We start from the raw sequence: 25,008 nt of genomic DNA on the forward strand, positions 1-25,008 counted from the left end.
TTAAAATCTTAAACGTTGACGTTTGGTTGTTTAGTTTTCAAGGTTCAAATGTTTCTCCAGCTCAGCGTGATTTCTCACTCGAGCGACTTAATCATCATATCTCTTTTCGCCTTACGAGTCAACACTTTTTTGAATTCCTTCAAGTTAAAATGTTGTGCGTTTTGTGTTCGCGTCTCTTAAGGACAGGTAATAATATATCATGGCATTTTATATAGCGCAATACCTTTTACAAAAAAACTTTTAAACTTGTTTAAGATACTTTGATCCTCTTAATGGTTAAAACAAAATAACCCAGGCTTAACAGAATAATCATTCCTCCAAGTGACTGTGTTGTGCTGATTGTTTCATGCAATATAAAATAAGCAAATATCGCTGCGCCAACAGGCTCGAATAGAATAGCCATTGAGATCACCGTTGTACTCACCCATTTAACAGCCCAATTGAAAAGCGAATGTCCGAATAAAGTTGGCAGGATGGCAAGGCTCAAAAAAATGATCCAGTCGTTCGTTTCAAATGGACCGAGTGATTCTCTCTTTATTAGTACATATATTAAAAGTACAAGCGCACTGAATGAGTAAACAAGAAAGGTATATGTTGTGAGGGAAAGATGCTTCCGGACACTTTGACCGAATAACAGATAGCCAGTTACAAATGCGCAGGATATCAGCGCAAGGATATCACCGAACAACGCAAGACCGCTTACCTGAAGATCCCCCAATCCGATCAGCACACTGCCTGATATTGCGACCAATGCCGAGATAACGGCCTGTGATGTGATTCTTTCTTTAAAGAGAAAGTATGCGCCTGCAAATGCAAATAAAGGCTGCATTGTTACTAATACAGTAGAGCTGGCTACTGATGTGTACTGAAGCGATTCAAACCAGAGTATAAAATGGCAAGCTAAAAAGACACCTGAGGCTGCAGTAATCATCCAATCTTTTTTCTTCAGATGTTTCACTTCTTTAATATGACTTTTTAAAAAGAAAGGTAACAGTATGAGTGCGCTAAAAAACATTCTATAGAAAGCAATCACTCCTGGTTCTCCGGATGATAACTTTACGAGAACTGCCGAAAATGAAACTGTGATCACGCCAATGATAATTGCAAGTGGAGCGAGCCTCTCACTAATTCGCATAGTACATTCCCCTTCGCCGCGGTATAATATGTATAAGCACTGCCATATCTTTACTTTGATCTATTCATTCATATAATTCAAGGGGGTGCTGTAAATGATTAATGAAGAACTATTAATTAAGTTAGGCATTACCGCTATACTCGGTTTAATCATCGGGATTGAACGCGAATTAAAAAAGAAGCCGGTTGGTCTTAAAACAAGTTTGGTTATATCTATTGCGAGCTGCCTCTTAACAATCGTATCAATTGAATCCGCTTATACTTTCAGCGGAGATGAAGAAGTGAATATTACCATGGACCCCCTCAGACTGGCAGCGCAAATTGTTTCCGGCATTGGCTTTCTCGGAGCAGGCGTGATCCTCCACAAAGGAAATGATACGATTTCAGGTCTGACAACTGCCGCGATCATCTGGGGTGCTGCAGGTGTAGGAATTGCAGTTGGTGCCGGATTCTACGTTGAGGCTACAATGGGCGTGATACTGATTATCGTAAGCGTTGAATTGCTTCCATTCATTTTAAAATGGACTGGTCCATCTCATTTCAGACAAAAAGAAATCTACATCAAAATACTATTATCAAAACCTGAGTACGGCAAAAAATTATTAGAAGACCTGAAAGCTGATGGTGTTGTGATTGAACGGGTCAGATTAAAAGACACAAAAGAAAAATTCCATTTGGTTGAACTGAATGCATCTATACCAATTAAACAAAGTGTAATGGAACTTTATAGTTCGTTATCTGTTATGAAAGATGTGGAAGGTGTGGAAATCGAATCGAGATAGTTGAAGAATCGCTTTGGGATCGTCAGTCTAATATCTTATTTAATTCAAAAAACCCTTGAAGCTCATGAGCCTCAAGGGTTTCTTTAAATGGAGCTAAGGGGATTCGAACCCCTGACCTCTTCACTGCCAGTGAAGCATTCTCCCACTGAACTATAGCCCCGTCCACAATTTATTATACCGTCAAAAATCATTGTTGCAATACTTAAAGGAATATTTTCATATTCAAATAGGCAATACTGATTTCGAGGTGAAATCCGATGATTTTTCAGCAAATTAGCCGACTGCCCAGATGGTTATTTTTAATTTGTGCTGTTTTCTTTTTAATCTTTTTTGGCGGGATTTTGATCCATCTCCTTGAACCCGTAACCTTCAGATCAATGGGTGATGGATGGTGGTGGGCACTGGTTACGATTTCCACGCTCGGTTATGGCGATCTTGTACCTGCAAGTACACAAGGAAGACTGCTTGCTGCCTTCCTCTTATTTATAGGTGCGGGACTGTTATCCACATACTTTTTTATGTTTGCATCATATGCACTTCACACTCAACAGGCAGTACGGGAAGGCGCGGCAAGCGTATCTAAATCGAAACATACAATTGTCGTCGGGTGGAATGCCAGAGCTTTTTATGTGCTGTCAAAGCTTCAGGAAGATGCAATTATTATAGACCATACCTTAAACGCTCATCCAATGTATGATGTAAAACGGGTCGATTTTATAAAAGGAACAGCCCATCAATTTTCCGTTTTACGTCAGGCCTGTATTGATAAAGCTAACGTAATCATCATTACTGCGGATCAGCATTTAAACGAAGAAGCTGCTGATGCCCAGACAATTTTAACGATTCTGTCTGCCAAAAAAATCAATCCTTCAATCAAATGTGTAGCAGAATTAATCTCTGATCAATTGATTGAACAGGCGTTTTCAGCAGGAGCAGATTCAGTTGTTAAAACGAAGCAAGTGATCGGAGAAGCACTCCTCAGCCAGCACGGATCTAACTGAGGAGTTTTTCTGCTCTGTTTAATGTGGCTTGTCCATGTTCAATCTGCTCGGGCGAAAGTGATGCATCTTTATTTTCAGGCGATTGGAATTGGTTGAAGGCAGCTGACACCGCTCCGGATGACGCATCCTGATCCCTGTCAGGGTCATATTGATGACTGAGCAAAAATGGCTGCAGCATCCGGACAGTACTATCATCTTTATCCAATTCTCCTCCTTCAGCTTCGAACGGGAGTCTTAAATATAAGTATTCGCCCTGCTGACTGAGTAACAAATCAAAATATCCATGGTCATACTCCCAGCCTCCTCCTATAACATAGCCTTCTTTTTTCAGACGATCCTCCAGTAAAACCAGCGGAAACTCTTTTCCTTCTATTGAAGATTGAAATTTATGCATATTCCACACTCCTTTAACGTGTAGAGTATCCCAAACCAATAAATTGTATGTAAAAAGGCCGCCCGGTAAAGGACAGCCTTCAGTCATTATTTCAGACGCTTTTCAAGCTCAGCTTTTTTCTCTTCAAAGCCGGGTTTTCCCAGCAGTGCAAACATATTTACTTTATATGCTTCAACACCAGGCTGATCAAATGGGTTAACACCCAGAAGATAACCGCTCACTGCACAGGCTTTTTCAAAGAAATAAACCATATAACCGAATGTATAAGCATCCATTGCTGGAATTTCAAGAATCAGGTTCGGTACTCCGCCGTCTGTATGCGCGAGCAGCGTTCCTTCAAATGCTTTGTTATTAACAAAGTCTACTGTTTCACCTGCAAGGTAATTCAAACCATCAAGATCACTTTCAGCTTCTTCAATTTTCAGTTCATGACGCGGGCTTTTTACTTTGACCACTGTTTCAAAAATATCGCGGCGTCCTTCCTGAACATACTGACCAAGAGAGTGAAGATCTGTTGAGAAGTTTGCTGACGCAGGGAAAATTCCTTTCAGATCCTTCCCTTCACTTTCCCCAAACAGCTGCTTCCACCATTCATTGAAATACTGAAGTCCTGGCTCATAGTTAATGAGCATTTCAACTGTTTTCCCTTTGTTGTAAAGAACGTTACGGATTGCAGCGTATTGGTAAGCACCGTTTTCTGAAAGCTCAGAAGAACTGTACTCTTCACGTGCATCAGCAGCACCTTTCATCATTGCTTCAACATCAATGCCTGCTGCGGCGATTGGCAATAAGCCAACTGCTGTCAGTACTGAGTAACGGCCACCAACATCATCAGGCACAACAAATGTTTCAAAGCCTTCTTCAGATGCCAATGTTTTTAACGCACCTTTTTCTTTATCTGTTGTCGCATAAATACGTGATTTCGCTTCTTCTTTACCATACTTTTCTTCAAGCATTTTTCGGAAAATACGGAAAGCAATTGCCGGTTCAGTCGTCGTACCTGACTTGGAAATGACGTTGATTGAGAAATCTTTCCCTTCAAGCAGGTCCATCAGGTCTCTCATATATGTAGAGCTGATATTGTTCCCCACAAATAAAACCTGAGGTGATTTTCTCTGATCTTTTGATAGGGCATTATAAAAGCTGTGATTCAGCATTTCAAGCGCAGCACGTGCACCTAAGTAAGAACCGCCAATCCCAATTACTAATAGCACATCTGAATCTTTACGGATTTTTTCAGCTGACTGTTGGATTCGTGCGAACTCTTCTTTGTCGTAATTCACCGGAAGATCTACCCATCCTAAAAAGTCGCTTCCTGCACCAGTTCCTTCGTGCAGTGCATTGTGAGCTTCTTTTACTGCTCCTTGAAGGTAAGTCAGTTCATGTTCACCGAAAAAATCAAGTGCATTTGAATAATCAAAACGAATTGAAGTCATATCGCTTATCCTCCTTAGTTTATCTTTCTTCACTTTATATGATGTCTATTAGAGAATCAAGAATGGTCCTGATTGTAAACGGATACATTATAAAAAAGTTTAATTTTTATTAGATTGGCCGATGATTTCCGTTCTAGGGGGACGCTTTCCGCGGCCGGGCGGTGAGACCCTCAGGCGCTTGTGCCGAGGAGGTCCGATTGAACCGGAGCCATAAAACGGCTCACACGGAAAGCGTACGCCTGAAGCGCAGCGAAACGAGTAAAGGGATGAGACAATTTTGTCCCATCCCTTTTATTAAATGCATTCATTGTAATTTACAGTGATGCAGTAAGAATCTTCACTACGTCATCTTTGTTTAATTTCTTGAAGTTCCCAAATTCTCCGTTGATCATTGCTTTGTCAGCCATGAGGTCAACTTTTTCATCTGAAATATCATAATCGGCAAGTGTTGAAGGTGCACCGATTTCTGTCCAGAATTCGCGCAGACGCTGAATACCTTCTTCGCCGATTTGACGGTCAGATTTACCTTCAGGATCTACATCAAATACGCGGACTGCCATTTGAGCAAAACGCGCTTCATTCACTTCCAGATTGTGCTTCATCCAGTTCGGGAACAGGATTGCCAGACCGCCGGCGTGCGGAATATCATAAACAGCTGATACAGCGTGTTCGATATTGTGTGATGCCCAGTCTCCTCTGTAACCCATCTGAAGCATACCATTCAATGCAAGTGTTCCACTGTATAAAATGGTTTCACGCAGCTCATAATTTTCAAGGTCATTAAGAAGCTTTGGAGCGGTTTCAATCACTGTACGAAGAACACTCTCGATTAAGCGGTCCTGTACTGGTGTGTTTGATACATTATGGTAGTACTGCTCAAATAAGTGACTCATCATATCTACCATGCCGTAGATCGTTTGGTTTTGAGGCACTGTAAATGTATTTTGAGGATCAAGGATTGAGAACTGTGGAAATGTTGCAGGACTTCCCCAGCCGTACTTTTCCTGTGTCTCTTCATTTGTGATAACAGAACCTGCATTCATTTCAGAGCCTGTTGCTGCTAGTGTTAATACTGTTCCAAACGGAAGTGCTTCGCTGGCAAATGCTTTCTTTGTGACAAGGTCCCATGCAGCGCCATCATATTTAGCACCTGCTGCAATAAGCTTTGTGCAGTCAATTACACTGCCGCCGCCAACTGCCAGAATGAAGTCGATGTTTTCTTTTTTAGCGATTTCAATCCCTTTTTCAGCTGTAGTCAGTCTCGGGTTTGGCTCAACACCTGAAAGCTCATGCACTTCAGCATTGATTTCTTTTAATAGACCCATGATCTGATCATAAAGTCCATTTTTTTTAATGCTTCCTCCACCGTATACGACTAACACTTTGTTTCCATATTTAGGTACTTCTTCTTTTAATTGTTCTACCTGGTCTTTACCAAAAATTAATTTCACAGGATTATAAAATGTAAATGTATCCATTGTGATACCTCCTATTTTGTTCTGCTGTCCACTAATCATTATCTTTTATTAAAGAGTTGAATGCAATTGAGATGCTTGAGCAGAATAAGCAAAGGAGTAACTGCAAATAATAAAGCGATCTTATATTAAAGGAGGGATATGATGAACACTGTCCAGAGAACTGCACTATTCTTAACTGTGATCGGCGCACTTAATTGGGGCCTCGTTGGGTTTTTTCAATTTGATGCAGTAGCTTCTTTATTCGGGGGAGTTGATTCAGTCGGTGCAAGAATTGTATACGTACTTGTCGGGATCGCAGGACTCATTAATTTAGGATTATTATTTAAATCCTGGGAGCCTTCTGTAAGGCAGGAAAGAGATCCGGCTCCTATTTCATAATGAACATGTTCACACACATTCAGTGATTGACATGAACACAAAGGGTTGTCTGACAAAATGTCAGACAACCCTTTGTAAAACAAATTAGATTATACCCAGCCTCGGAAACGGCTCGCTTCAGCAGGTTTTCGTACGCCTACCATATAAGCAGCAAGACGCATATTGACACGTCTGCTTTGTGAAAGGTCATATACCTGATTGAAAGCATCAATAAGCTTTTTCTCAAGCTTTTCATTTACTTCTTCTTCAGTCCAGTAGTAGCCCTGGTTATTCTGTACCCACTCAAAGTAGGATACAGTTACACCGCCGGCACTTGCAAGTACATCCGGTACAAGCAGAACGCCGCGTTCATTCAGACGGTTTGTTGCTTCAAGCGTTGTCGGACCATTTGCAGCTTCAACAACGATTGATGCTTTAATATTGTCTACATTTTTTGCAGTAATCTGATTAGAAACAGCAGCAGGAACAAGAATGTCACATTCTATTTCGAGCAGCTCATCGTTTGTTAATGTATTTTCAAACAGTGTTGTGACTGTACCAAAACTGTCTCTGCGATCAAGCAGATAGTCAATATCAAGTCCATCAGGATCATGGATCGCACCATGCGCATCAGAAATTGCAATTACTTTCGCACCGGCATCATGCATGAACTTTGCAAGAAAGCTTCCCGCATTACCAAATCCCTGTATTACGACTCGTGCACCTATAATGTCAATTCCACGTTTTTTAGCAGCCTGGTCAATGCAGATTGTTACACCTTGAGCAGTTGCTTTTTCGCGTCCCTGAGAACCACCGAGAACGATTGGCTTTCCTGTAATAAAACCAGGGCTGTTGAATTCATCAATCCGGCTATACTCATCCATCATCCACGCCATAATCTGAGAGTTTGTGTAAACATCAGGTGCAGGAATATCCTTGGTAGGTCCTACGATCTGACTGATTGCACGTACATATGCACGGCTTAATCTTTCAAGCTCTCCCATTGACATTGTTCTAGGATCACAAATGATTCCGCCTTTACCGCCGCCATATGGAAGATCAACAATTCCACATTTCAGCGTCATCCACATTGAAAGTGCCTTTACTTCTTCTTCATCCACATCCGGGTGGAAGCGAACGCCGCCTTTTGTCGGACCAACAGAATCGTTGTGCTGTGCGCGGTATCCTGTGAATACGCGCGTGCTGCCATCATCCATGCGGACTGGCATACGCACAGTCAGAAGGCGCATTGGTTCTTTCATTAGTTCATAAACTGCATCATCGTACCCCATTTTTGTCAGTGCTTCGTGAATAACCTCTTGTGTAGACGTAAAGAGATTCAAATTTTCTGCCATGATTAATGTTCGCCTCTTTTATTTCAATAGTATGAATCGGCATTATTGTAACATAACCAGCATGTTTAGACGATGGTTTTGTTAACAAAAATTTAAGAAAGAATGCGTGTGATTTTTTCGATCGCCCAGTCAAGTTCTTCTTTGGAAATGACAAGCGGAGGTGCAAAACGGATTACTGTTTCATGCGTTTCTTTGCACAGTAATCCTTCGTGTTTTAACTCTTCACAATACTTTCTAGCCGGCTCTGTCAATTCCATCCCAATGAACAAACCACTGCCGCGGATTTCTTTAATAATCGGGTTATCAATCTTCTTCAGTGCATCCATGAAATACTCACCCATCTCAAGTGAACGTTCAGCAAGCTTCTCATCTTTTAATACTTCAAGTGATGCGATTGAAACCGCACAAGCCATTGGATTACCACCGAAAGTCGAGCCATGTGATCCAGGGTTAAATACACCGAGTACATCTTTATCAGCTACTACACACGAAATCGGGAAAACCCCTCCGCCAAGCGCTTTACCAAGGATATACATATCCGGATCGACATCTTCCCACTCACAGGCAAACATTTTACCTGATCTGCAAAGTCCCGCCTGGATTTCATCAGCAATGAAAAGGACATTGTGTTTTTTGCAAAGTTCTTTTGCGGCTTTCAGGAAACCTTTTGGCGGGAAGACAATACCCGCTTCTCCCTGAATCGGTTCAATAAGAAATGCTGCAGTATTTTTTGTAATGGCTTTTTCCAGTGCATCAAGATCTCCGTAAGGAATCAGGTTGATACCAGGAAGCATTGGTCCAAATCCGCGCTGATATTCTTCTTCAGATGAAAGAGATACAGCTGTCATTGTACGGCCGTGAAAGTTTCCATGACACGCAATGATTTCTGCCTGATCCTTTTCAACACCTTTTACTTCATAGGCCCATCTTCTTGCAGTTTTCACCGCTGTTTCCACTGCTTCAGCACCCGTGTTCATCGGAAGTGCCATTTCTTTACCTGAAAGCTCACAGATTAATTCATACCAGGGAGCAAGCTGATCATTGTGGAAAGCACGGGACGTCAGTGTTACACGATCCGCCTGATCTTTTAGTGCCTGGATGATTTTCGGGTGACGGTGTCCCTGGTTCACTGCTGAATATGCACTCAGCATATCCATATACTTGTTGCCTTCAGGATCCTTAACCCATACGCCTTCTGCTTCTGAAATCACGATTGGAAGCGGATGATAATTATTGGCACCGTAACGCTCTGTTTTTTCGATAATTGATGTTGATTTTACCATTTTATTTGTTCCTCCTATTAAAAAGGGCAGGAAGAGACTGGCAAACACTGCCCGTATACAGACATATCTGTACAATCTCTTACCTGCCTGCTTTTTCTTTTAAAGCTTAAAGCATTTCTGAAGTTGTTTTTGCCTGCATGTGTAAAGTCAGGTAATCCGGTCCGCCGGCTTTAGAGTCTGTACCCGACATATCGAATCCGCCAAACGGCTGGTAACCTACAATGGCACCTGTACAGCCGCGGTTAAAGTAAAGATTCCCAACATGGAAGTCTTCTCTTGCCTGCTCCTGATGCATACGGTTATTAGTAATGACCGCGCCTGTCAGTCCGTAGTCTGTATCATTTGCAATCTCAATTGCCTGGTCAAAGTTTTTGGCTTTAGTAATTGCGACAACTGGTCCGAAGATCTCTTCCTGCATGATACGTGCTTTCGGATCAACGTCAGCAAATACTGTTGGTTTAATGAAGAACCCTTTGCTGCTGTCGCCTTCACCACCTGCAACCAGTCGGCCTTCTTCTTTACCAATGTTAATATAACCCATAATTTTATCAAATGCAGCCTGATCAATGACAGGCCCCATGAATGTATCCGGGGATTTTGTTTCGCCAACTGATAATTCTTTCGTCAGTTCAATTACTCGCTCAAGTACCTGATCATACACTTCTTCAAGAACAACCGCTCTTGAACATGCAGAACATTTTTGTCCACTGAATCCGAACGCTGATTTGACGATTGACTGTGCAGCAAGTTCAAGATCAGCTTCATTATCGACAACAATTGTGTCTTTTCCGCCCATTTCAACGATCACGCGCTTCAGCCAAACCTGACCGTCCTGAACTTTTGCAGCTCTTTCATAAATACGCGTACCTACATCGCGTGATCCTGTGAAAGAGATGAAACGTGTTCTTGGGTGGTCAACAAGATAGTCTCCCACTTCTTTACCGCTACCTGGAATGTAGTTAACTACACCTTTAGGCATGCCTGCTTCTTCAAGCACTTCTACAAATTTTGCTGCTACAACCGGAGTCGTAGAAGCCGGTTTTAATAGTACTGTGTTCCCGGTAACCATGGCTGCAACTGCAGTTCCTGCCATAATAGCGAAAGCGAAGTTCCAAGGTGAAATGACAACCCCTACCCCAAGCGGAATATAGTTGTACTGATTGAATTCACCCGGGCGGCTTTCAACTTTCTTGCCTTCTTTCATCGCGCGCATTTCGCGGCCATAGTACTCCAGGAAATCTATTGCTTCAGCTGTATCAGCATCCGCTTCATTCCAAGGCTTACCCGCTTCCTTAACAAGCAGTGCAGAGAACTCGTGCTTGCGTCTTCTGATGATTGCTGCTGCGCGGAAAAGAATATCAGCACGGACTTCAGGCTTCACTTTTCTCCACGTTTTGAACGCTTCATCTGCAGCCTGCATTGCCTTCTCAGCAAGCTCCTGGTTCGCTTTTGACACACGGCCTACAACTTCATCTTTCTTTGCAGGATTGTAAGATACAATTTTATCTTCTGTTACCACGCGCTGTCCATCAATGATCAGCGGGTAGTCCTGCCCTAAATATCCTTCAACGGTTTTCATACCGTCTTCGAATGCTTTTTTGTTTTCTTTTACCGAAAAATCAGTAAATGGCTCATGCTTGTAAGGAATCATAATAAACCTCCTAATTAATTGAATATTGTTTTGGGTCTTGCGCAAAAAATATTTGCAGTAAGAAAACCCTTACATATATAATAATGCAAAAGATCATTGCATTTTTCAAGTATTTTCTCTTTTCTGTCATTTAAAAAAGCCAATCCATGTTGCAGAAACCTTGCTAAACTGCAGTACGAAAGGAGTGAAAAGGCCGTGCGCCAAGACTCAATTCAGCGTTCAGCATTTATTTCATCAATGATTGATGTGATCGACCGTGGCATTCACGTCGTGGATGCCAACGGCAGAACCATTTTTTATAATAAAAAAATGCGCGAAATGGAAGGGATGGATAATATCGACCTTCTGGATAAGCGTTTGCTTGATGTATTTCAATTTCACCCTGATGAACAGAGTACGCTTCTTCAGGCACTTGCTTTAAAAGAACCTATATTAAATGTGCAACAGTCTTACTTTAATTTAAAAGGACATGAAATTTCTGCGATTAACGATACTTTTCCGATCGTCGTGGAGGATGTGGTATTAGGCGCAATCGAGGTCTCCAGAGAAATAACTGCTGTCGACCAGGAAATCAGTTCGCACAAAAAACTCTCATCCTTTGATCACTGGGCCGGTAAGTCTCCACTGATCAATCAAATGATTACAGAAGGGAAGCGTGCAGCAGCAAGCGAAGATTATTTACTATTATGCGGAGAAGCAGGGACAGGAAAAGAACTGCTTGCTCAAAGCATCCATTTAGAAAGAGGTCTGCATGAAAGCAGCTTTATTGGACTGGATTTCAGAAACTCATCTGATGAACGGAGCAAAAAATTTATTGGAGAGCTCCAGGGCAGCAACAGAAAAACTTACTTTATGGGCCATGCAGAATATTTATCAATCGAATTGCAGAGAAATCTCGCAAAAAAACTTTTAAAAGAAAAAAATAAATCACGCGAAGAACGGGATTATTTTATTTTGACGTTAAGCGAGGATCCCATTGATGCCATACAATCAGGAAAGCTGTTGAAAGAGTTGTACTATGTAATCAGTGAGAGGACAGTATTCGTACCTTCTTTAAGAGATAGAAAGGAAGATATTAAAGAACTTGCGAAGTATTTTATAGATCAATTTAACATTCGCTTTCAAACCTCTGTGTCGGGAGCGTCAGAAGAAGTGCTCCAGTTGTTCAATGAATACGACTGGCCTGGTAACGTCAGAGAGCTCGAGCACATGATGGAAGCTTCTATGCTGGCACTGGGAAGTGAAGACGTGATCGCATATTCACACCTTCCCCACTATTTCAGACTGAAATTTGATGACCCATCAAGTAACATGCCGGCACTTGACGGAACTGCCTTCATGGTCAAAGAAGGCAAAGCCTCACAAACACTTGACAGTTTTTTGCAGGAAGCCGAGTCATATTATATCCAGAAATCACTGCAGTACCATGATTACAACATCACTAAAACTGCAGATGCGCTCGGTATGAGCAGACAGAATCTGCAGTACAGAATGAAGAAACATGGGTTGAAATTGAAGGGCTGATCCAGATATGTTCAGTGGTTGAGTTCATTTTCCGGTTAATCTTGGGGCGTTCAATTATTGTGAGGGGGTTAGCCAATTATTGCCGGGGGTGATTCAATTATTCTGCGAGGTGAGCCAATTATCCCCGGAGCAGAGCTAATTCCTCCAGAAAAACCGGAGAACGTGTTCAGCATCTTTCCAAATCATAAAATAAGACTCCTGCAGCAACTAAACCTGCAGGAGTCTTTTTTAATACTATTATCGCTTCATGTCTGACTTGTCGATCCATTCCTGAAGCTTGTCCTTCAGGCTGTTGAAACCTGTAGTATCTTCAGTGTGTGATACAGCTTTAGAAGCCTGCGGGCGGCGTTCTTTACGCTGTGGCTTTTCAGGTGCTTCTTCAGTAGCACGAATTGAAAGGCTGTATTTACCAGCATTTTCGTCAACTGAAAGAACTTTCACGTTAACTTCCTGACCTACTGTAAGGTGATCGTTAATGTCGTTAACGAAACCGTGAGTAACTTCAGAAATGTGTACGAGACCTTGTGTATTTTCATCAAGTGCAACGAATGCACCGTATGGCTGAATTCCTGTAACTTTACCTTTTAGTTCTTGTCCTGCTGCGAATTTTGTAGACATAGAAATCTCTCCTATAACCAATTATTTTTTATCGTTTTCACGCAATTATTGATTATATCACAAGTCGATCATAAAATCAAAACCACTCTAAATGCTCAGGGTCAAATTCAGCTTTCCAGACGCCGTTTATTTCCTGCATGATAATCTGGTGTTCTTCAAAGTTCTCACCTGAGAAAGTTACGATGGCTTTGCCATTTTCATACTCAGTCTGAATGCTAGTGATTTCATTTGCCTGCATGGAGGTACCGGTCCAATTGCTTTTGTCTGCATTGCCAAACGTTTCAGGAACGGTGATTTGTGCTGTGGCCTCCTGATTATTTAACACCAGCGAATTGACATAGATTAATGCAGCTTCCTTAGGCAGTAAAAAGTTGATATCCTGCTCTTCTTTAAATGCGGTGATCATATTATATTTCGCTCTCATCGATTCACTTAAAGGAAAGTAAGCATCTGCTTTTCTGATGCGATAGGAAACAGGTACAACTGTGTATCGGTCTCTGACTTTTCTTACTTCTTCAGAAATATAAAAATCATTTTGCTCGAACGCCTCATAGATGCTTTTGATATAACGGGCTACAGTATATTTTTGCTGATGGTCTTCTGAAATCAGTGCTTCCCAAAGCTCCTTCACTTCAGACCTCAGCTGACCTGATTCATCAGTAATATCCCTTAGAAAGTACTGAAACAGCTCTGTGTGATGATATAACAGTTCACTTGATAAGGTTTCAGTTCCTGCTGAGCGGACGAGCAGTTCTTCTGTCTGAAACAGTTTCACTGCCTGCTGTTCATAGGTATAAGCCGTTTCACCGTCATCCTGAATATAAGGCTGCTTTTTCTGCTCCTGAATGATATCCAGATATTCATTTACTAAAAAACCATTCATTGCCCGGTCAATCGATTCTTCACCGTAATTCACATCAAACTCCTGCTGATCAGGTAAAATGGTAACTTCAAATCCGTTAGACTCTATTTTTTCAATTAATCGCTGAACATCTTCAGAAAACGTAAAATCTGACAGCTGGGTATCCAATTCGGTTAATTGTTCATCATACACTGATAATGCATTTTCATATAACTCAATCATCCCTGAAGCATCATAAGTGAATCTTGATAACAAGCTGTCATTTACTTCAAGAATGCCGTAAGTTGTACTCGCTGAAATCCGGGAAGCAGCATCATCCAGCCGACTGATCGGTCTCATCAGACGTGAAGAAATAAGCTGTTCTGTTCTTCTGATTTCACTAAGTGCCGATGATCTTTCTTCTTCTGACTCGGCGTATTCAATGTATTCCTCAATACTGTTTACCTGACTTAACACATTACTGACAAACTCCAGCTGCCACACTGCTTCTGTACTCAGCCCAAGCTCTTCTGAAAGAGATTCAATCTCCTGATCAACCGCCTGATTTAAGCTGCTCATCTCTTCCTCTAATGAACCTTCAGATTCAGTGGGGACAATTGTGCTGCCTCCCTCCTGCTGTCCAGGGTTTTGGACCAGCAGTATGCCGGTCACAATCACAAAAAAACCTGCAGCAACCCAGATCCATTTACTGACCTGGGTGCGGCTTTTAACAGGTTCAACAGCTTCATCCTCTTCAGCAGCCGGTAAAGGTTCATGCGAGCGTTTCCTGACTTCCGACACCATCATCTGCACCATCTGATCAAGCTGTTCTGATGTAATCCTGTACCCGAGCTTTGATTCTATCCGTTCTTTCAGGAGCTGGAAGGATTCTTCTTCAAACACAGCTGTTTCTTCAAAATATGGCAGCAGCACCGCCACTCTGTCCCGCATATCAAGCTTTGATAATTCAAGCCATACTTCTTCATCTTCAATGTGATTGAAAACATCTGATCTATGAAGCGCAGGTACATCTTTCCCTTTTTTGACCATGGCAGGGATTCTTTTATCCTTAGGCAGATCCAATACTTCCCGGATGATTTTAGCCCTTTCCTGCAGTGGCAGACCGGCTGCAAAAAGAAAATCATTCAGCTGTTTTTCATCATAAAGCATCAGGATCATCCCCGGTACTTAACCCTTCTAATAACCTGGCATTATATTTGACTGCAAATCTCTCATCTTCTTTAATCAACGTAAAATTCATAGATTGATTCCCGTGCTGATTTTGAAAGTCAAATTCACCTACTTGAGAAGAGCTCGGCACCAGGTCAACCATTTGATCAAAATTGAATTCCTGCTGTTTCGCTTCCGAGACAAAATCCTCAAACACTGGCAACTCCTCTCCTCCCATTAATGAATATGCTGTTTCATAATCTCCCTGCTGAAGGGCATTTAGAAAATAAAGAATCGATGTCTTCGGATGAAGGTATTTTAAGGAGTCATTTCCTTCTGCTGCATATTTGTTATACAACTGCAATGCATACCCTTCCAGCGGCATTGAAACTAACATCTGCCGTCCCCTAAAATTCATAGGATTTGTAAATTCTTTAAATGGTGAAAGAGCTATGCTTCCCCAGCCGTCCGGTCTGTCGGAATCATTTTCTTCAAATACTTCTTTTTGCATTGAGATGATACTCCTGAGTCTTGTGCCTTCATATTCAGATTCCTGCAAAATATGATTCCAGACTGTTAAATGTTTCTCCGATATTTCATCACTCGAACTCCCATCATACATACTGCTTTGTGCCGTAAGTAACATCAGCATTTCGGTGTAATTCATGCTTAATGTAGATGGCACTTGAAGCATCCGGTAGCGTGAGTCTGCATCTTCAGAATCGTTTAAATCCTTTTCCAATTCGTAAAATTTAACAATTTGTGATTCCAGCCTGAGTAATATTTTCGGCATTTCCATCAATACTTCTTCATTCTGATCCTCGCTATAAAAATCCCCGAATAAATACTGTTCATGTATCGAAGCGATCGCATCCCTATAATAAGGGTGTAAAAATTCAGTCTCATCAATAAACCGCTCTCCTCCGAATTCGACAGTCACTTGATCGTCTTCTTCAAATCTTACTTCGATTCCATTCTCGGTCATACTTTTAAATAGATCAGGATGGTTTTCCTTTAGTTGTTCTTCAGTATACTGGTGTGCTGTTATTAACTGCTCCAGCTTATTTTGATAAACAGTCAGGAAATCTGAACCTATGTGCATAAAAATCGAGACTGAGACATCACTCAAATCGATTTCGTCGTACCCAATCATTTCATTTGCTTCGTCGTAAGCTGCTTTAAGTATTTTTAGCGGCGGCCTTACCATATCAATCATATTAACTGCTGAATCCTTTAGAGAACTAACATTGCCATGTGCATGTTCGCTATCAGCAGTCGTTAACCTTTCAATATAGCTCAAGTGTGCTTCAGCCTGGTGGGAGACCATCATCATGTTGATCTCTTCTTCAGGCAAAGATAGCGTTTGTGAAAGCTGTTCTTTATTTTGCTTAAGAGTTTCTTTTAGTTCATCTATTTCTTCATCTGAAAAAATTGGTTCGGCTTTCTGGGTTTCTTCTTCACCTTCTTCTTCCACCTGATCACCTGAACTTTGGTCTTCAGTTGGTGAAACAGGATCGCTCAATAACAGCATCGCAGCTGATAATGCTGCAACAGCGCCTGCTGCGACGGCTAGTGGTTTAATCAGAGACCGTTTTTTTCTAACTTCAATTTCTTCTGGTCCGGCTTTTCCTGTTAATTCCTCTGTTTCTATCTCAGACATTTCTTTTTTCTCATATGTATGCGCCAGGTATTGAAGCAGCTTTCGAGTCTGCATGTTATCTATTTTCAGCTGATCTGCCAACTGACGAAGTCCTTCCTGAACATCGCCGCTGTCGACAAGCTGCTCCAGCCTGTTGTTTTCAATTTGGTGAAAAGAGGAAAGAGCAACTGCGGCTCTCAATTCAAATGGTAACCGCTGGAGTTCAGCATGTAATTCCTGATCATCAGCGTGTGGAGATATCTCCTCTACAGACGGTTGTCTGACTGATGCTTCATTTAGAATCTTTTTGTATAATTGGATTGCATCTTCCGGCTGATTCTTCATTAAAATGATTTGAATTTCTCTGCGGCTCTCTTCGCTCATTCCTAGCTGAATCATAAACTGCTCCGCTTTATTTTTCCAGTAAGGTTCTTCTATTGAAAAATGCATGATTTCACCCCTATTTCTTCCCATTATACAGAAATCCCTGAGACGTTTGGTCCAATTGATTGAATTCACTGAACATTCATAAAGACTTCTACAGTCAAATGCTGTTTATTGTTCCAAAATTAAAAGAGCTGCCCTGATGATGACAGCTCTCTCTTTCTTTCTATACCTTGCAGCAAATCAGAAATTATTCAGGTCTTTCTCAGATCGGAGCATCTTCCTCCTCCTTTGTCTCATACAAATTGAACATGCCGTCTCGAATATACTTCACTTTATACATATCATCTTCTAAAATCAGCGTTATTCCTGTTTCAGTCCCGTTAATTTGAATCGTGAAGATAGCTTCTGTATCCAGTCCACCAGAAGTTCCTCCAACGATATATCTTACGGATTCAAACTCATATTTCTGTTCACTTACGACCTTTTCAAAACGGCCGAATTCAGGAAGAGCTTCTCCTCCCATTAACGAATAAGCAACCTCATAATCTTTTTGTTCCAATGCATGAAAGTAAAACAGAATGATAAATTTCGGATGTAAAAGCCTGATTGCCTCCTGATTTTTTTCAAACACATATGTCTCATACACTTCCTTCAGGTAATCCTGAAGCGGCACGTCCGTATGAGTTGAATGTCCGGATTCATGCCAAATACCTGTCTTCGTAAAAAAAGGTGCGAATTCAATATCCGACCAGCCGGACGGCATATCAAATTGAGATTCTTCCCCTATTCGATATTGGAATGCGATCATTTCTCTAATATAAGAGCCTTCAAATGCTTCATCCTCAAGGATTCTCTCCCACACTTCAAGCTGTTCTTCTCTTAAGTCTGAATAAGTCCTTGAATGATTGACTGTATTTCCTGTTACAAGACTACGGATCAGCTCACTGTAATGAAAATTAAGGCTTTGTGGCAATCCCAGCATTATAGGTATTTCACTGTTTTCTCTTTTAGACTCACTTTCCAGTTGATAAAAATCATTTATATTGTGTTCAAGTTCCAGCGCTGTAACTGCATAACTCCAGTAATCAGGTTCCGTTTCAACAGACCCTGCCTGATACAGTTCATCTAAAGAAGGTGGCATGTTTTTCAGAAATTCTCTATACGCTGGCTGGAGAAACCCGGTTCTTTCTTCAAATATTTCTCCACCCAAAGTAACAGTGAATTCCGCTTCCTCTGCATCATAATCATAAGTAAATCCATTCTCTTTTATCTTTTCCCTCAATACTTTTTCCTTTTCAGGCAGTTCATCATCTTTATAATAAGAACGGTTCCACGGTGCAATTGATTCTATATGTTCATTCAACTTATTTTCATACAATGCGATCAAATTCTGACCGTTATTCATAAACATAGTGACTGTCTGATCAGACAGTTCAACTTCAGTATTTCCATAATACTCTCCAGACAGTTCATAAAATGCCTCCAGCATATCCATTGGAGGTGCAGTAGATGCCTGTATTTCATCAGTCAGCATGCTTATCATCTGCTCGCTGTCACCATGAGAACCCTGGTGATATCCTTCATTGATCTCCCTCATATACTGGAGCTGACTTTCCACATTCATGATGACATTTAAACTGTTTACTTCCTCTTCGTTAAGTCCCAGAGCCCCTGAAAGTTCTTCTTTTCTGGTTTTGATGAGTGTATCCAGTTCAGTTAATTTTCCGTCATCAAATTCAGGTTCTTCCTCCGGTGCTTCATGAACTGCATCTCCAGCTGTTTCTTCAGTTGCCTGAGGAAGTGGGTCATTCATTAAAAACATCGTGCCAACTGCAGCCGCTAGGACACCTCCGGCAGCAACTGTCGGCCATTTGGAACTCTTTTTTTCTTTTAATTTAATTGCTTCCTCTGTTTTCTCATCCGGCTGGGACAGATCTTCCGGATCCAGCTGCTTACTTTGATAAGCTTCCTCTAATAGCGATAGAAAATGAGGGATTTGACTTCTATCTGTCTGCCACAAATCAGCTAATGTGGTGATTGCAGACTGTTCATGTTCAAGAGATTCTTTATATGACAGAGAAGTGAGCTGTTCAATTTCACTTTCTGAAAATGAGTAATAACGATGAAGGGATAAATTTGATTTTTGGTTGAATGGAAGTCTTTGAATCGCTTCATGGAGTTCCTGATCATCTGCGTGGGGTGAGATTTTTTCATATTCATCATTCTCTGATGACCGTGCAAAAAGCAGGCACTCTTTTAAAATATCTAATCTGGAATTGAATTGTTTAGTGTTTAGTTTAACTAGGCAGACCTGTCGATTTTCAGGCGTTACGCCCAGCTGTAGCAACAACTGATTTGCTTCAATCAGCCACTTTTGTTTTAACTGCTCCATCATTCCCCCCCTGTTCTATTCATTATTATACAGAAAATACTGGGTAATTTGGGCTGTTAGAAAGAATTTACAGAACATTTTAAAAAAGATTTATCAAAAAAGTCTTTTCAGCCCTTGTATACTTGTAGTAGCATATACAAATCAATGAAAGAAGAGGTGGAACTGATGAAGTCACAGCAATGGTCGTCGAAGATTGGATTTATACTGGCAGCTGCCGGTTCAGCAATCGGTCTCGGTGCGATCTGGAAGTTTCCGTATATGGCGGGATCAAATGGCGGGAGTATTTTTCTGCTGTTTTTCATATTATTTACAATGTTAATTGCGGGTCCAATCCTGCTCGCTGAGTTTGTTATTGGGAGACGCGGAAAATCTGATGCGATATCAGCTTACCGGAAACTTGCACCTTCAAGCGGATGGCCGTTTGTAGGATATCTCGGTACAATCGTCGCAATTATTATTCTATCGTTTTACAGCGTTGCAGGCGGATGGATTTTATCCTACCTTTATCGAAGTGTGACTGGTAACCTGATGGGGTTATCTCAGGAAGAATACGGCGGGTTGTTTGAAACCATTATCTCAAACCCTGTTGAAGTTCTGCTCGCTCAAGCGATCTTTATGATCATGACCATTGCGGTTGTTCAAACTGGTATTCAAAATGGTATCGAACGTGCCAGTAAGATTATGATGCCTGCCCTTTTAGTGATGTTTGTCATTCTTGCCATCAGATCATTAACACTTGATGGTGCTTCAGAAGGATTGGCCTACTTGTTCATTCCTGACTGGAGTTATATGACGAGTGAAACCATGCTCTTGGCCTTGGGACAGTCGTTCTTTGCATTAAGTGTCGGGGTTTCCGTTATGGTTACTTACGCTTCTTATCTGAAAGATGATGAGAACCTTGGAAGATCAATGGGTTCAGTTGCGGTTTTAAATATTGTGATTTCACTGCTTGCCGGAATTGTGATATTCCCTGCAGTATTCGCGTTTGGTTTTGAGCCTGGTGAAGGACCGGGACTGGTATTTGTCGTACTGCCGGCAGTATTTAATGAGCTTGCATTTGGCGGGCTATTCATGTTTGTATTCCTGGCACTGCTCCTTTTCGCAACACTGACTTCGGCTTTCTCTATACTAGAAATTGTTACAGCATCATTTTCAAGAGGACGTCCGGAAGCACGTAAAAAGTATGCTTGGATTGCCGGAACATTAATCTTCATTGTCGGTTTGCCAAGTGCCTTATCGTTTGGTGTGTTGACTGATGTAACAATTAACGGCATGCTGATTTTTGACTTTGCGGATTATGTAGCAAATAACTTCGGGTTACCACTTGGGGCCTTACTGATCAGTTTATTTGTCGGTTACCGTCTGAAGAAAGAAGATGTATTCGAGGAACTTTCAAAAGGAACAAACGGACATGCAAAATGGATGCACGTCTGGTACTTCCTGATTAAAGTCGTGGCACCACTGGCAATCATCGCAATCTTTTTGCAGTCGTTAGAGATTATTTAAGAAAACTAGGTTGAATTAAGAAATTTGGCATAAGATCTCCGTTTCAGGCGGAAGCTGCGCGGACGGCGGTGAGCCTCCTCAGGCTGCGCCTTGCGGGGTCTCACCTGTCCGTCTTATCACGCTGGAGTCACCGCCTTCCACTCCGATCATCGCTGTGCTTATTAAATTAGTTTTCTTTTTCATAATGAGTAAAAAATATTAATTCTTGCTTGATCAGGAAATTAAGAGATGGATTTAAAATAAACCCCTCAACACCATAACCGGTGTTAAGGGGTTTTGTTATATTTGGCACGTGACTTCCATCTTGACTGCCAATAGCTTATATGAAACTTTGGTGCACGCCTGCAAAGGTATCCACTCTTTGAACGAAGCTTCATAAATCGCCTGGATTTTCTTCGCCAGGTCTGTAGGGTGATGAAATTCATTCACTGCCTTTATCACATCCGCAATCTCTGAATCATAACCTTCTTCTCCAATTTTAAAAGGGTCCCATTCCTGCAAGATCAACACAAGTTTTAAATTCATTTCATTAATATCCATTTGCCCCACCTAATCATTATGAAAAATGCTCAATCTATCATACCATAGAAAAGAGATATAGAAAGGATGTGTGTCTGATGAGTATATTTGACGAGGAATTAAAACGTAAAGGAACGTATTCAGTGAAATGGGATATGATGAAGGACGTATTTGGAACGGATGACCTACTCCCGATGTGGGTGGCAGATATGGACTTCCTCCCACCGGACGCTGTGCTGAATTCAATGAAAAAGCGTTTGAATGAACCTCCATTTGGTTATACATTCGTACCGCCGGAAACTGCCCGGATCATCTCCAGCTGGCTTAAAAAAAGACATGACTGGCAGACAAATGCAGCGTGGTATATGTATTCGCCAGGTGTTGTTCCATCTATTGCTACAGCTGTTCGGGCACTGACCGAAAAAGGCGACCAGGTGCTGACAATGACACCTGCTTACCCACCATTTTTCAGTATGGTTGAACAAAACGAACGTGAACTGGTGCTAACCCAGCTGATCGAAAAAAATAATCGCTATGAAATTGACTGGGATGATTTTGCCGAAAAGCTTAAGCAGGCAAAAATGTTCCTGCTTTGCAGTCCTCATAATCCTTCCGGCAGAATCTGGTCTGAGGATGAGTTAAAAAGAATCTCTGACCTGTGCAAAAAGGAGGACGTGTACCTGATATCTGATGAAATTCATTCCGACCTTGTTTACCGTCATGCAAAGCATGTGCCCGCTGCAAAAGCCGCTGACAATGCGCCACATATCGTCACTTTTGTCGCGCCGTCTAAGACATTTAACCTGGCAGGCATGCAGGCTTCAGCGATCATTGCGCCAGATGAAGAAGTCCGCAAAAAGCTGCAGGAAGATCAGGGAAAACAAGGCTTCTTTACCCTTTCAACATTTGGGATTACAGCAATGGAAGCAGCTTATTCAGAAGGAGAGGAATGGCTTGAACAGCTGATTGACTACCTTGAAGGCAATCTTGAGATTGTCAGAAAAGGCATCGATAAAATTGATGGGCTCTATTTGATGGAACCTGACAGCACTTACCTGTTATGGATCGACGCACGGGAAAAAGGGTTAAGTGAAGATGAAATGAAAGAAGCTCTTTACCAAAAAGCGAAGCTCGGTGTTGACACGGGTGAAAAGTACGGGAAAGGCGGAGAAGGTTTTATCCGCATGAACATTGCTTCACCACGTGCAATGGTTGAAGAAGGTATGGAGCGTTTGAATAAAGCGTTTGAGTAAGTGGCAGTAGATTCTTGGAGAGTGATGACAGTATTCCGGCCTGATGATTGTAGTATCCGACCCGGTGACTGTAGCGTCCACCATCTCCAACGCAGTATCCAGTCACGCCATAAAAAAAGACCGGAACTCAGTATATTCTCTGAGCTTCGGTCTTTTCAATCAGGAATGCGTATCTTTACGATTGAATATCTCGTCTTCCAGCTTCTTCGTTTCATCCGCCTGGCGTTTCGATACACGTACAATCCATTTATAAGTAATAAAGGTTAGTAATACGAATAGCAGCAGCCATAATCCAGCTGGTAAGTACTCGGATTTATCCTCCGGGAAGTATAAGAAAAGCTGTAAGACAAACCATTCAGCAATCATTGGCCGTCCTCCTCATGTCTGATGCATTCATTATAGCAGTCACTCACTGTGACATCACGTGAACAATTCGTGTACGCTACTCTTCAATCGCGATTGATTCAATCAAAATATCTTCTTCAGGCTTGTCATTGACAACTTCAGTTTGGGCGATCTGGTCTACAACGTCCATTCCTTCAATGACTTGTCCGAATACAGTATGACCATTATCAAGCCAGGGTGTTCCACCACGTTCCTGATAAATTTCAATCGTTTGCTCAGGAAATCCTGCTTCCTCCATTTGAAGAACCATATCTTCAGTCATTGTGTCAGCCTGAACAATAAAAAATTGACTGCCATTCGTATTTGGTCCTGAGTTAGCCATAGACAAAGCACCTTTCATATGAATCAATGCTTCATCAAATTCATCCTCAAAAGGTTCTCCATATATGCTTTCACCACCTGCACCTGTTCCATCCGGGTCACCACCCTGAATCATAAAATCCTGCATCACACGGTGGAAAGTCAAGCCGTCATAGTAGCCATTTTCAGCATGCGTCATAAAATTTTCAACTGCTTTTGGTGCGGATTCCGGGAATAATTTTATCGTAATCGTACCTTCTGACGTTTCCATTGTAGCTACCGGTTCATTTTCAGATGGTTCCGGATCAGTTTGCGGATATCCCTCTACCACTGTATATTCCGGTTCGGTGCTTTCTGCAGTGGTATCATCCTGCGCACCTTCGTCAGCGCCACACGCTGTCAGTAATAGTAAAAAAGATAATAGTAATAGCCCTTTAATTTTCATTTAAATCGCCTCCACTTCATACTTTAGACTAACGAAAAGAAAAAATCATCAATTTGCGTTAAACTTATGTAAAAGGAGTGATGACTTTATGAAGACCGTTAAAGCTTTTTATAAAACAGGTGCTTATATCGGAGAAGTGGACCAGGTACATACAGACCATCAGGTTATAAAAATTAAAGCCGTAATCAAACACCCACAGCAGGGAGATCTGCACAATCCGAATCAGGTGGATGTTCCATTCTTTCATGAGCGCAAGGCATTAGCTTTTAACGAACGAGCGAACATCCCAGGTAATATGATCAAACCACACGATGAGGACCCAGGCGATTATAATGAAAGCCTAATTCAGGCGGTGCTGAAAATGGAAGAAAAGCTTAAGTCTGAAGATACACCATTTAATCAAAAGTGCCTCGAAGCCTTGCAAGGTGTGAAGCGCGAGTATGAGTTGATGTACAATCTGAAGTTTTAGTTTTTCAATTGTTCAAAAAAAAGAACCCTTTTTGAGGGTTCTTTTTTATTGAGCAAGAAATTGCCGGAGTACCGAAAAGTCTACCCTGTCACCAATCGTTGTGGATTCCGATTGATTTAAATACTTTTTATCCTTCTCCACCAGCTGGTAAATGTGGTATGTCGTCATAGCATCATCCAGCGCTTTATGGTGTTTACCTGTGCCGTCTTTTCCATACTCCTGAACTGCTTTCCAGAGACCGGTCTGATTTCTGTCACCAAAAAATCTTTTATACTCCATCGAAAGATCAACAAACTCTCCGGTAAATGGAAAAGGAATTTTTGCGATCTGGCAGTTGTGTTTCAAAACCTTCATATCCATGTTGCCCCACGTAACAACTTTGCAGTGTCCCACTTCGTCATATAGTGCCAGTCTTTCCACCAGTGCATGAAAAGAAATTCCGCCGTCAACCTGCTGCTGGCTGATATTCAGGAAATTCTTACATCTGCGGGTCAGCCTTTTAAATACACGCGGCTTCACATAACTCGAAAATTTTTCCTGTTTGCCACCACGGACAGCAAGCAGACCCACTTCAATTATTTCAGGAAAAAATCCTTTATGACCTCTCCCTTCAGGCATTGAGAACTCGAAATCTATAAACAATGTGATACTCTCCCTGTTCTTCATGTT

At 41.6% G+C, this 25,008-nt stretch carries 22 protein-coding genes and 1 tRNA gene; 7 read left to right on the forward strand and 16 right to left on the reverse strand.

The annotated features are described in order from the left end of the window. Nucleotides 1-250: 250 nt before the first annotated feature. Nucleotides 251-1,135 (reverse strand): DMT family transporter, encoded by an 885-nt coding sequence (locus E2626_RS00005; RefSeq protein ID WP_134378362.1) that lies wholly within the window; start codon nucleotides 1,133-1,135, stop codon nucleotides 251-253. A gap of 94 nt (nucleotides 1,136-1,229) precedes the next feature. Here E2626_RS00005 and E2626_RS00010 point away from each other — a divergent pair, with 94 nt between their 5' ends. Continuing rightward, nucleotides 1,230-1,916, forward strand: a complete 687-nt coding sequence (locus E2626_RS00010; RefSeq protein ID WP_134378364.1) for an MgtC/SapB family protein — start codon at nucleotides 1,230-1,232, stop codon at nucleotides 1,914-1,916. 88 nt (nucleotides 1,917-2,004) lie between these two features. Here the strand turns inward: E2626_RS00010 and E2626_RS00015 are convergent. After that, a tRNA-Ala gene (locus tag E2626_RS00015) sits at nucleotides 2,005-2,076 on the reverse strand. 97 nt (nucleotides 2,077-2,173) lie between these two features. Here E2626_RS00015 and E2626_RS00020 point away from each other — a divergent pair. After that, nucleotides 2,174-2,917 (forward strand): ion channel, encoded by a 744-nt coding sequence (locus E2626_RS00020; RefSeq protein WP_134378366.1) that lies wholly within the window; start codon nucleotides 2,174-2,176, stop codon nucleotides 2,915-2,917. Here E2626_RS00020 and E2626_RS00025 read toward each other — a convergent pair. The 3 genes from E2626_RS00025 to E2626_RS00035 all read right to left on the reverse strand — a co-directional run bounded on the left by E2626_RS00025 (nucleotide 2,910) and on the right by E2626_RS00035 (nucleotide 6,225). Beyond that, a complete protein-coding gene (locus tag E2626_RS00025) occupies nucleotides 2,910-3,311 on the reverse strand; it encodes a YugN family protein (RefSeq protein WP_134378368.1) in 402 nt (133 codons plus the stop codon). The two genes, E2626_RS00020 and E2626_RS00025, sit on opposite strands and share 8 nt — an antisense overlap. 86 nt (nucleotides 3,312-3,397) lie before the next feature. Further along, complete coding sequence (locus E2626_RS00030) at nucleotides 3,398-4,747, reverse strand: glucose-6-phosphate isomerase (protein WP_134378370.1); 1,350 nt, start codon at nucleotides 4,745-4,747, stop codon at nucleotides 3,398-3,400. Between the two features lie 314 nt (nucleotides 4,748-5,061). Beyond that, nucleotides 5,062-6,225: an iron-containing alcohol dehydrogenase gene (locus tag E2626_RS00035; RefSeq protein ID WP_134378372.1), complete on the reverse strand. Its 1,164-nt coding sequence runs from the start codon at nucleotides 6,223-6,225 to the stop codon at nucleotides 5,062-5,064. 141 nt (nucleotides 6,226-6,366) lie between these two features. Here E2626_RS00035 and E2626_RS00040 point away from each other — a divergent pair, with 141 nt between their 5' ends. Then, nucleotides 6,367-6,603, forward strand: coding sequence for a DUF378 domain-containing protein (locus E2626_RS00040; protein ID WP_134378374.1), 237 nt, complete (start codon nucleotides 6,367-6,369; stop codon nucleotides 6,601-6,603). Nucleotides 6,604-6,692: 89 nt separating this feature from the next. Here the strand turns inward: E2626_RS00040 and E2626_RS00045 are convergent, their stop codons facing one another. The 3 genes from E2626_RS00045 to pruA form a co-directional block, all read right to left on the reverse strand. After that, entirely contained in the window at nucleotides 6,693-7,937 is a 1,245-nt protein-coding gene (locus E2626_RS00045) for a Glu/Leu/Phe/Val family dehydrogenase (RefSeq protein ID WP_134378376.1), read from the reverse strand. A 92-nt stretch (nucleotides 7,938-8,029) separates the two neighbouring features. Continuing rightward, on the reverse strand, nucleotides 8,030-9,220 hold the full coding sequence (locus E2626_RS00050) for an ornithine--oxo-acid transaminase (RefSeq protein WP_134378378.1): 1,191 nt from the start codon (nucleotides 9,218-9,220) through the stop codon (nucleotides 8,030-8,032). A gap of 106 nt (nucleotides 9,221-9,326) precedes the next feature. Then, nucleotides 9,327-10,874, reverse strand: a complete 1,548-nt coding sequence (pruA, locus tag E2626_RS00055) for an L-glutamate gamma-semialdehyde dehydrogenase (protein WP_208528116.1) — start codon at nucleotides 10,872-10,874, stop codon at nucleotides 9,327-9,329. Nucleotides 10,875-11,066: 192 nt separating this feature from the next. Here pruA and E2626_RS00060 point away from each other — a divergent pair, with 192 nt between their 5' ends. Continuing rightward, nucleotides 11,067-12,395 carry an AAA-type ATPase lid domain-containing protein gene (locus tag E2626_RS00060; protein WP_134378382.1) on the forward strand — a complete coding sequence of 443 codons (1,329 nt, stop codon included), beginning with the start codon at nucleotides 11,067-11,069 and terminating at the stop codon, nucleotides 12,393-12,395. Nucleotides 12,396-12,632: 237 nt separating this feature from the next. Here E2626_RS00060 and yugI read toward each other — a convergent pair whose 3' ends face one another. The 4 genes from yugI to E2626_RS00080 form a co-directional block, all read right to left on the reverse strand. Next, nucleotides 12,633-13,013 carry a S1 domain-containing post-transcriptional regulator GSP13 gene (gene yugI, locus E2626_RS00065; protein ID WP_134378384.1) on the reverse strand — a complete coding sequence of 127 codons (381 nt, stop codon included), beginning with the start codon at nucleotides 13,011-13,013 and terminating at the stop codon, nucleotides 12,633-12,635. 76 nt (nucleotides 13,014-13,089) lie between these two features. Continuing rightward, nucleotides 13,090-15,024: a hypothetical protein gene (locus E2626_RS00070; protein WP_134378386.1), complete on the reverse strand. Its 1,935-nt coding sequence runs from the start codon at nucleotides 15,022-15,024 to the stop codon at nucleotides 13,090-13,092. Next, nucleotides 15,014-17,113, reverse strand: a complete 2,100-nt coding sequence (locus tag E2626_RS00075; protein WP_134378388.1) for a hypothetical protein — start codon at nucleotides 17,111-17,113, stop codon at nucleotides 15,014-15,016. Before E2626_RS00075 ends, E2626_RS00070 begins: the two co-directional genes overlap by 11 nt. 199 nt (nucleotides 17,114-17,312) lie before the next feature. Beyond that, entirely contained in the window at nucleotides 17,313-19,442 is a 2,130-nt protein-coding gene (locus E2626_RS00080; RefSeq protein WP_134378389.1) for a hypothetical protein, read from the reverse strand. Between the two features lie 165 nt (nucleotides 19,443-19,607). Between E2626_RS00080 and E2626_RS00085 the strand changes: the two genes are divergently transcribed. Further along, nucleotides 19,608-20,948 carry a sodium-dependent transporter gene (locus tag E2626_RS00085; RefSeq protein WP_244094210.1) on the forward strand — a complete coding sequence of 447 codons (1,341 nt, stop codon included), beginning with the start codon at nucleotides 19,608-19,610 and terminating at the stop codon, nucleotides 20,946-20,948. 279 nt (nucleotides 20,949-21,227) lie between these two features. On the opposite strand, the gene E2626_RS00090 is transcribed toward E2626_RS00085, so the two are convergent. Continuing rightward, nucleotides 21,228-21,488, reverse strand: a complete 261-nt coding sequence (locus tag E2626_RS00090; RefSeq protein WP_208528114.1) for a DUF1871 family protein — start codon at nucleotides 21,486-21,488, stop codon at nucleotides 21,228-21,230. Nucleotides 21,489-21,565: 77 nt separating this feature from the next. On the opposite strand from E2626_RS00090, the gene E2626_RS00095 reads away from it, so the two are divergent. Further along, nucleotides 21,566-22,720: a MalY/PatB family protein gene (locus E2626_RS00095; RefSeq protein ID WP_134378392.1), complete on the forward strand. Its 1,155-nt coding sequence runs from the start codon at nucleotides 21,566-21,568 to the stop codon at nucleotides 22,718-22,720. Between the two features lie 159 nt (nucleotides 22,721-22,879). Here E2626_RS00095 and E2626_RS00100 read toward each other — a convergent pair whose 3' ends face one another. Together E2626_RS00100 and E2626_RS00105 are read right to left on the reverse strand one after the other, a co-directional pair. After that, entirely contained in the window at nucleotides 22,880-23,086 is a 207-nt protein-coding gene (locus tag E2626_RS00100) for a hypothetical protein (RefSeq protein ID WP_244094211.1), read from the reverse strand. A gap of 76 nt (nucleotides 23,087-23,162) precedes the next feature. Further along, the gene (locus E2626_RS00105; protein WP_134378393.1) at nucleotides 23,163-23,870 is read right to left on the reverse strand and encodes a peptidylprolyl isomerase; all 708 of its coding nucleotides are present in this window, start codon (nucleotides 23,868-23,870) and stop codon (nucleotides 23,163-23,165) included. 88 nt (nucleotides 23,871-23,958) lie between these two features. Here E2626_RS00105 and kapB point away from each other — a divergent pair, with 88 nt between their 5' ends. Then, nucleotides 23,959-24,339 (forward strand): kinase-associated lipoprotein KapB, encoded by a 381-nt coding sequence (gene kapB, locus E2626_RS00110; RefSeq protein ID WP_134378394.1) that lies wholly within the window; start codon nucleotides 23,959-23,961, stop codon nucleotides 24,337-24,339. Nucleotides 24,340-24,384: 45 nt separating this feature from the next. Here kapB and kapD read toward each other — a convergent pair whose 3' ends face one another. After that, nucleotides 24,385-25,005, reverse strand: a complete 621-nt coding sequence (kapD, locus tag E2626_RS00115) for a 3'-5' exonuclease KapD (protein WP_134378395.1) — start codon at nucleotides 25,003-25,005, stop codon at nucleotides 24,385-24,387. Nucleotides 25,006-25,008: the final 3 nt, after the last annotated feature.

The organism is Jeotgalibacillus salarius (assembly GCF_004405125.1).
Classification (GTDB): Bacteria; Bacillota; Bacilli; order Bacillales; family Jeotgalibacillaceae; genus Jeotgalibacillus; species Jeotgalibacillus salarius.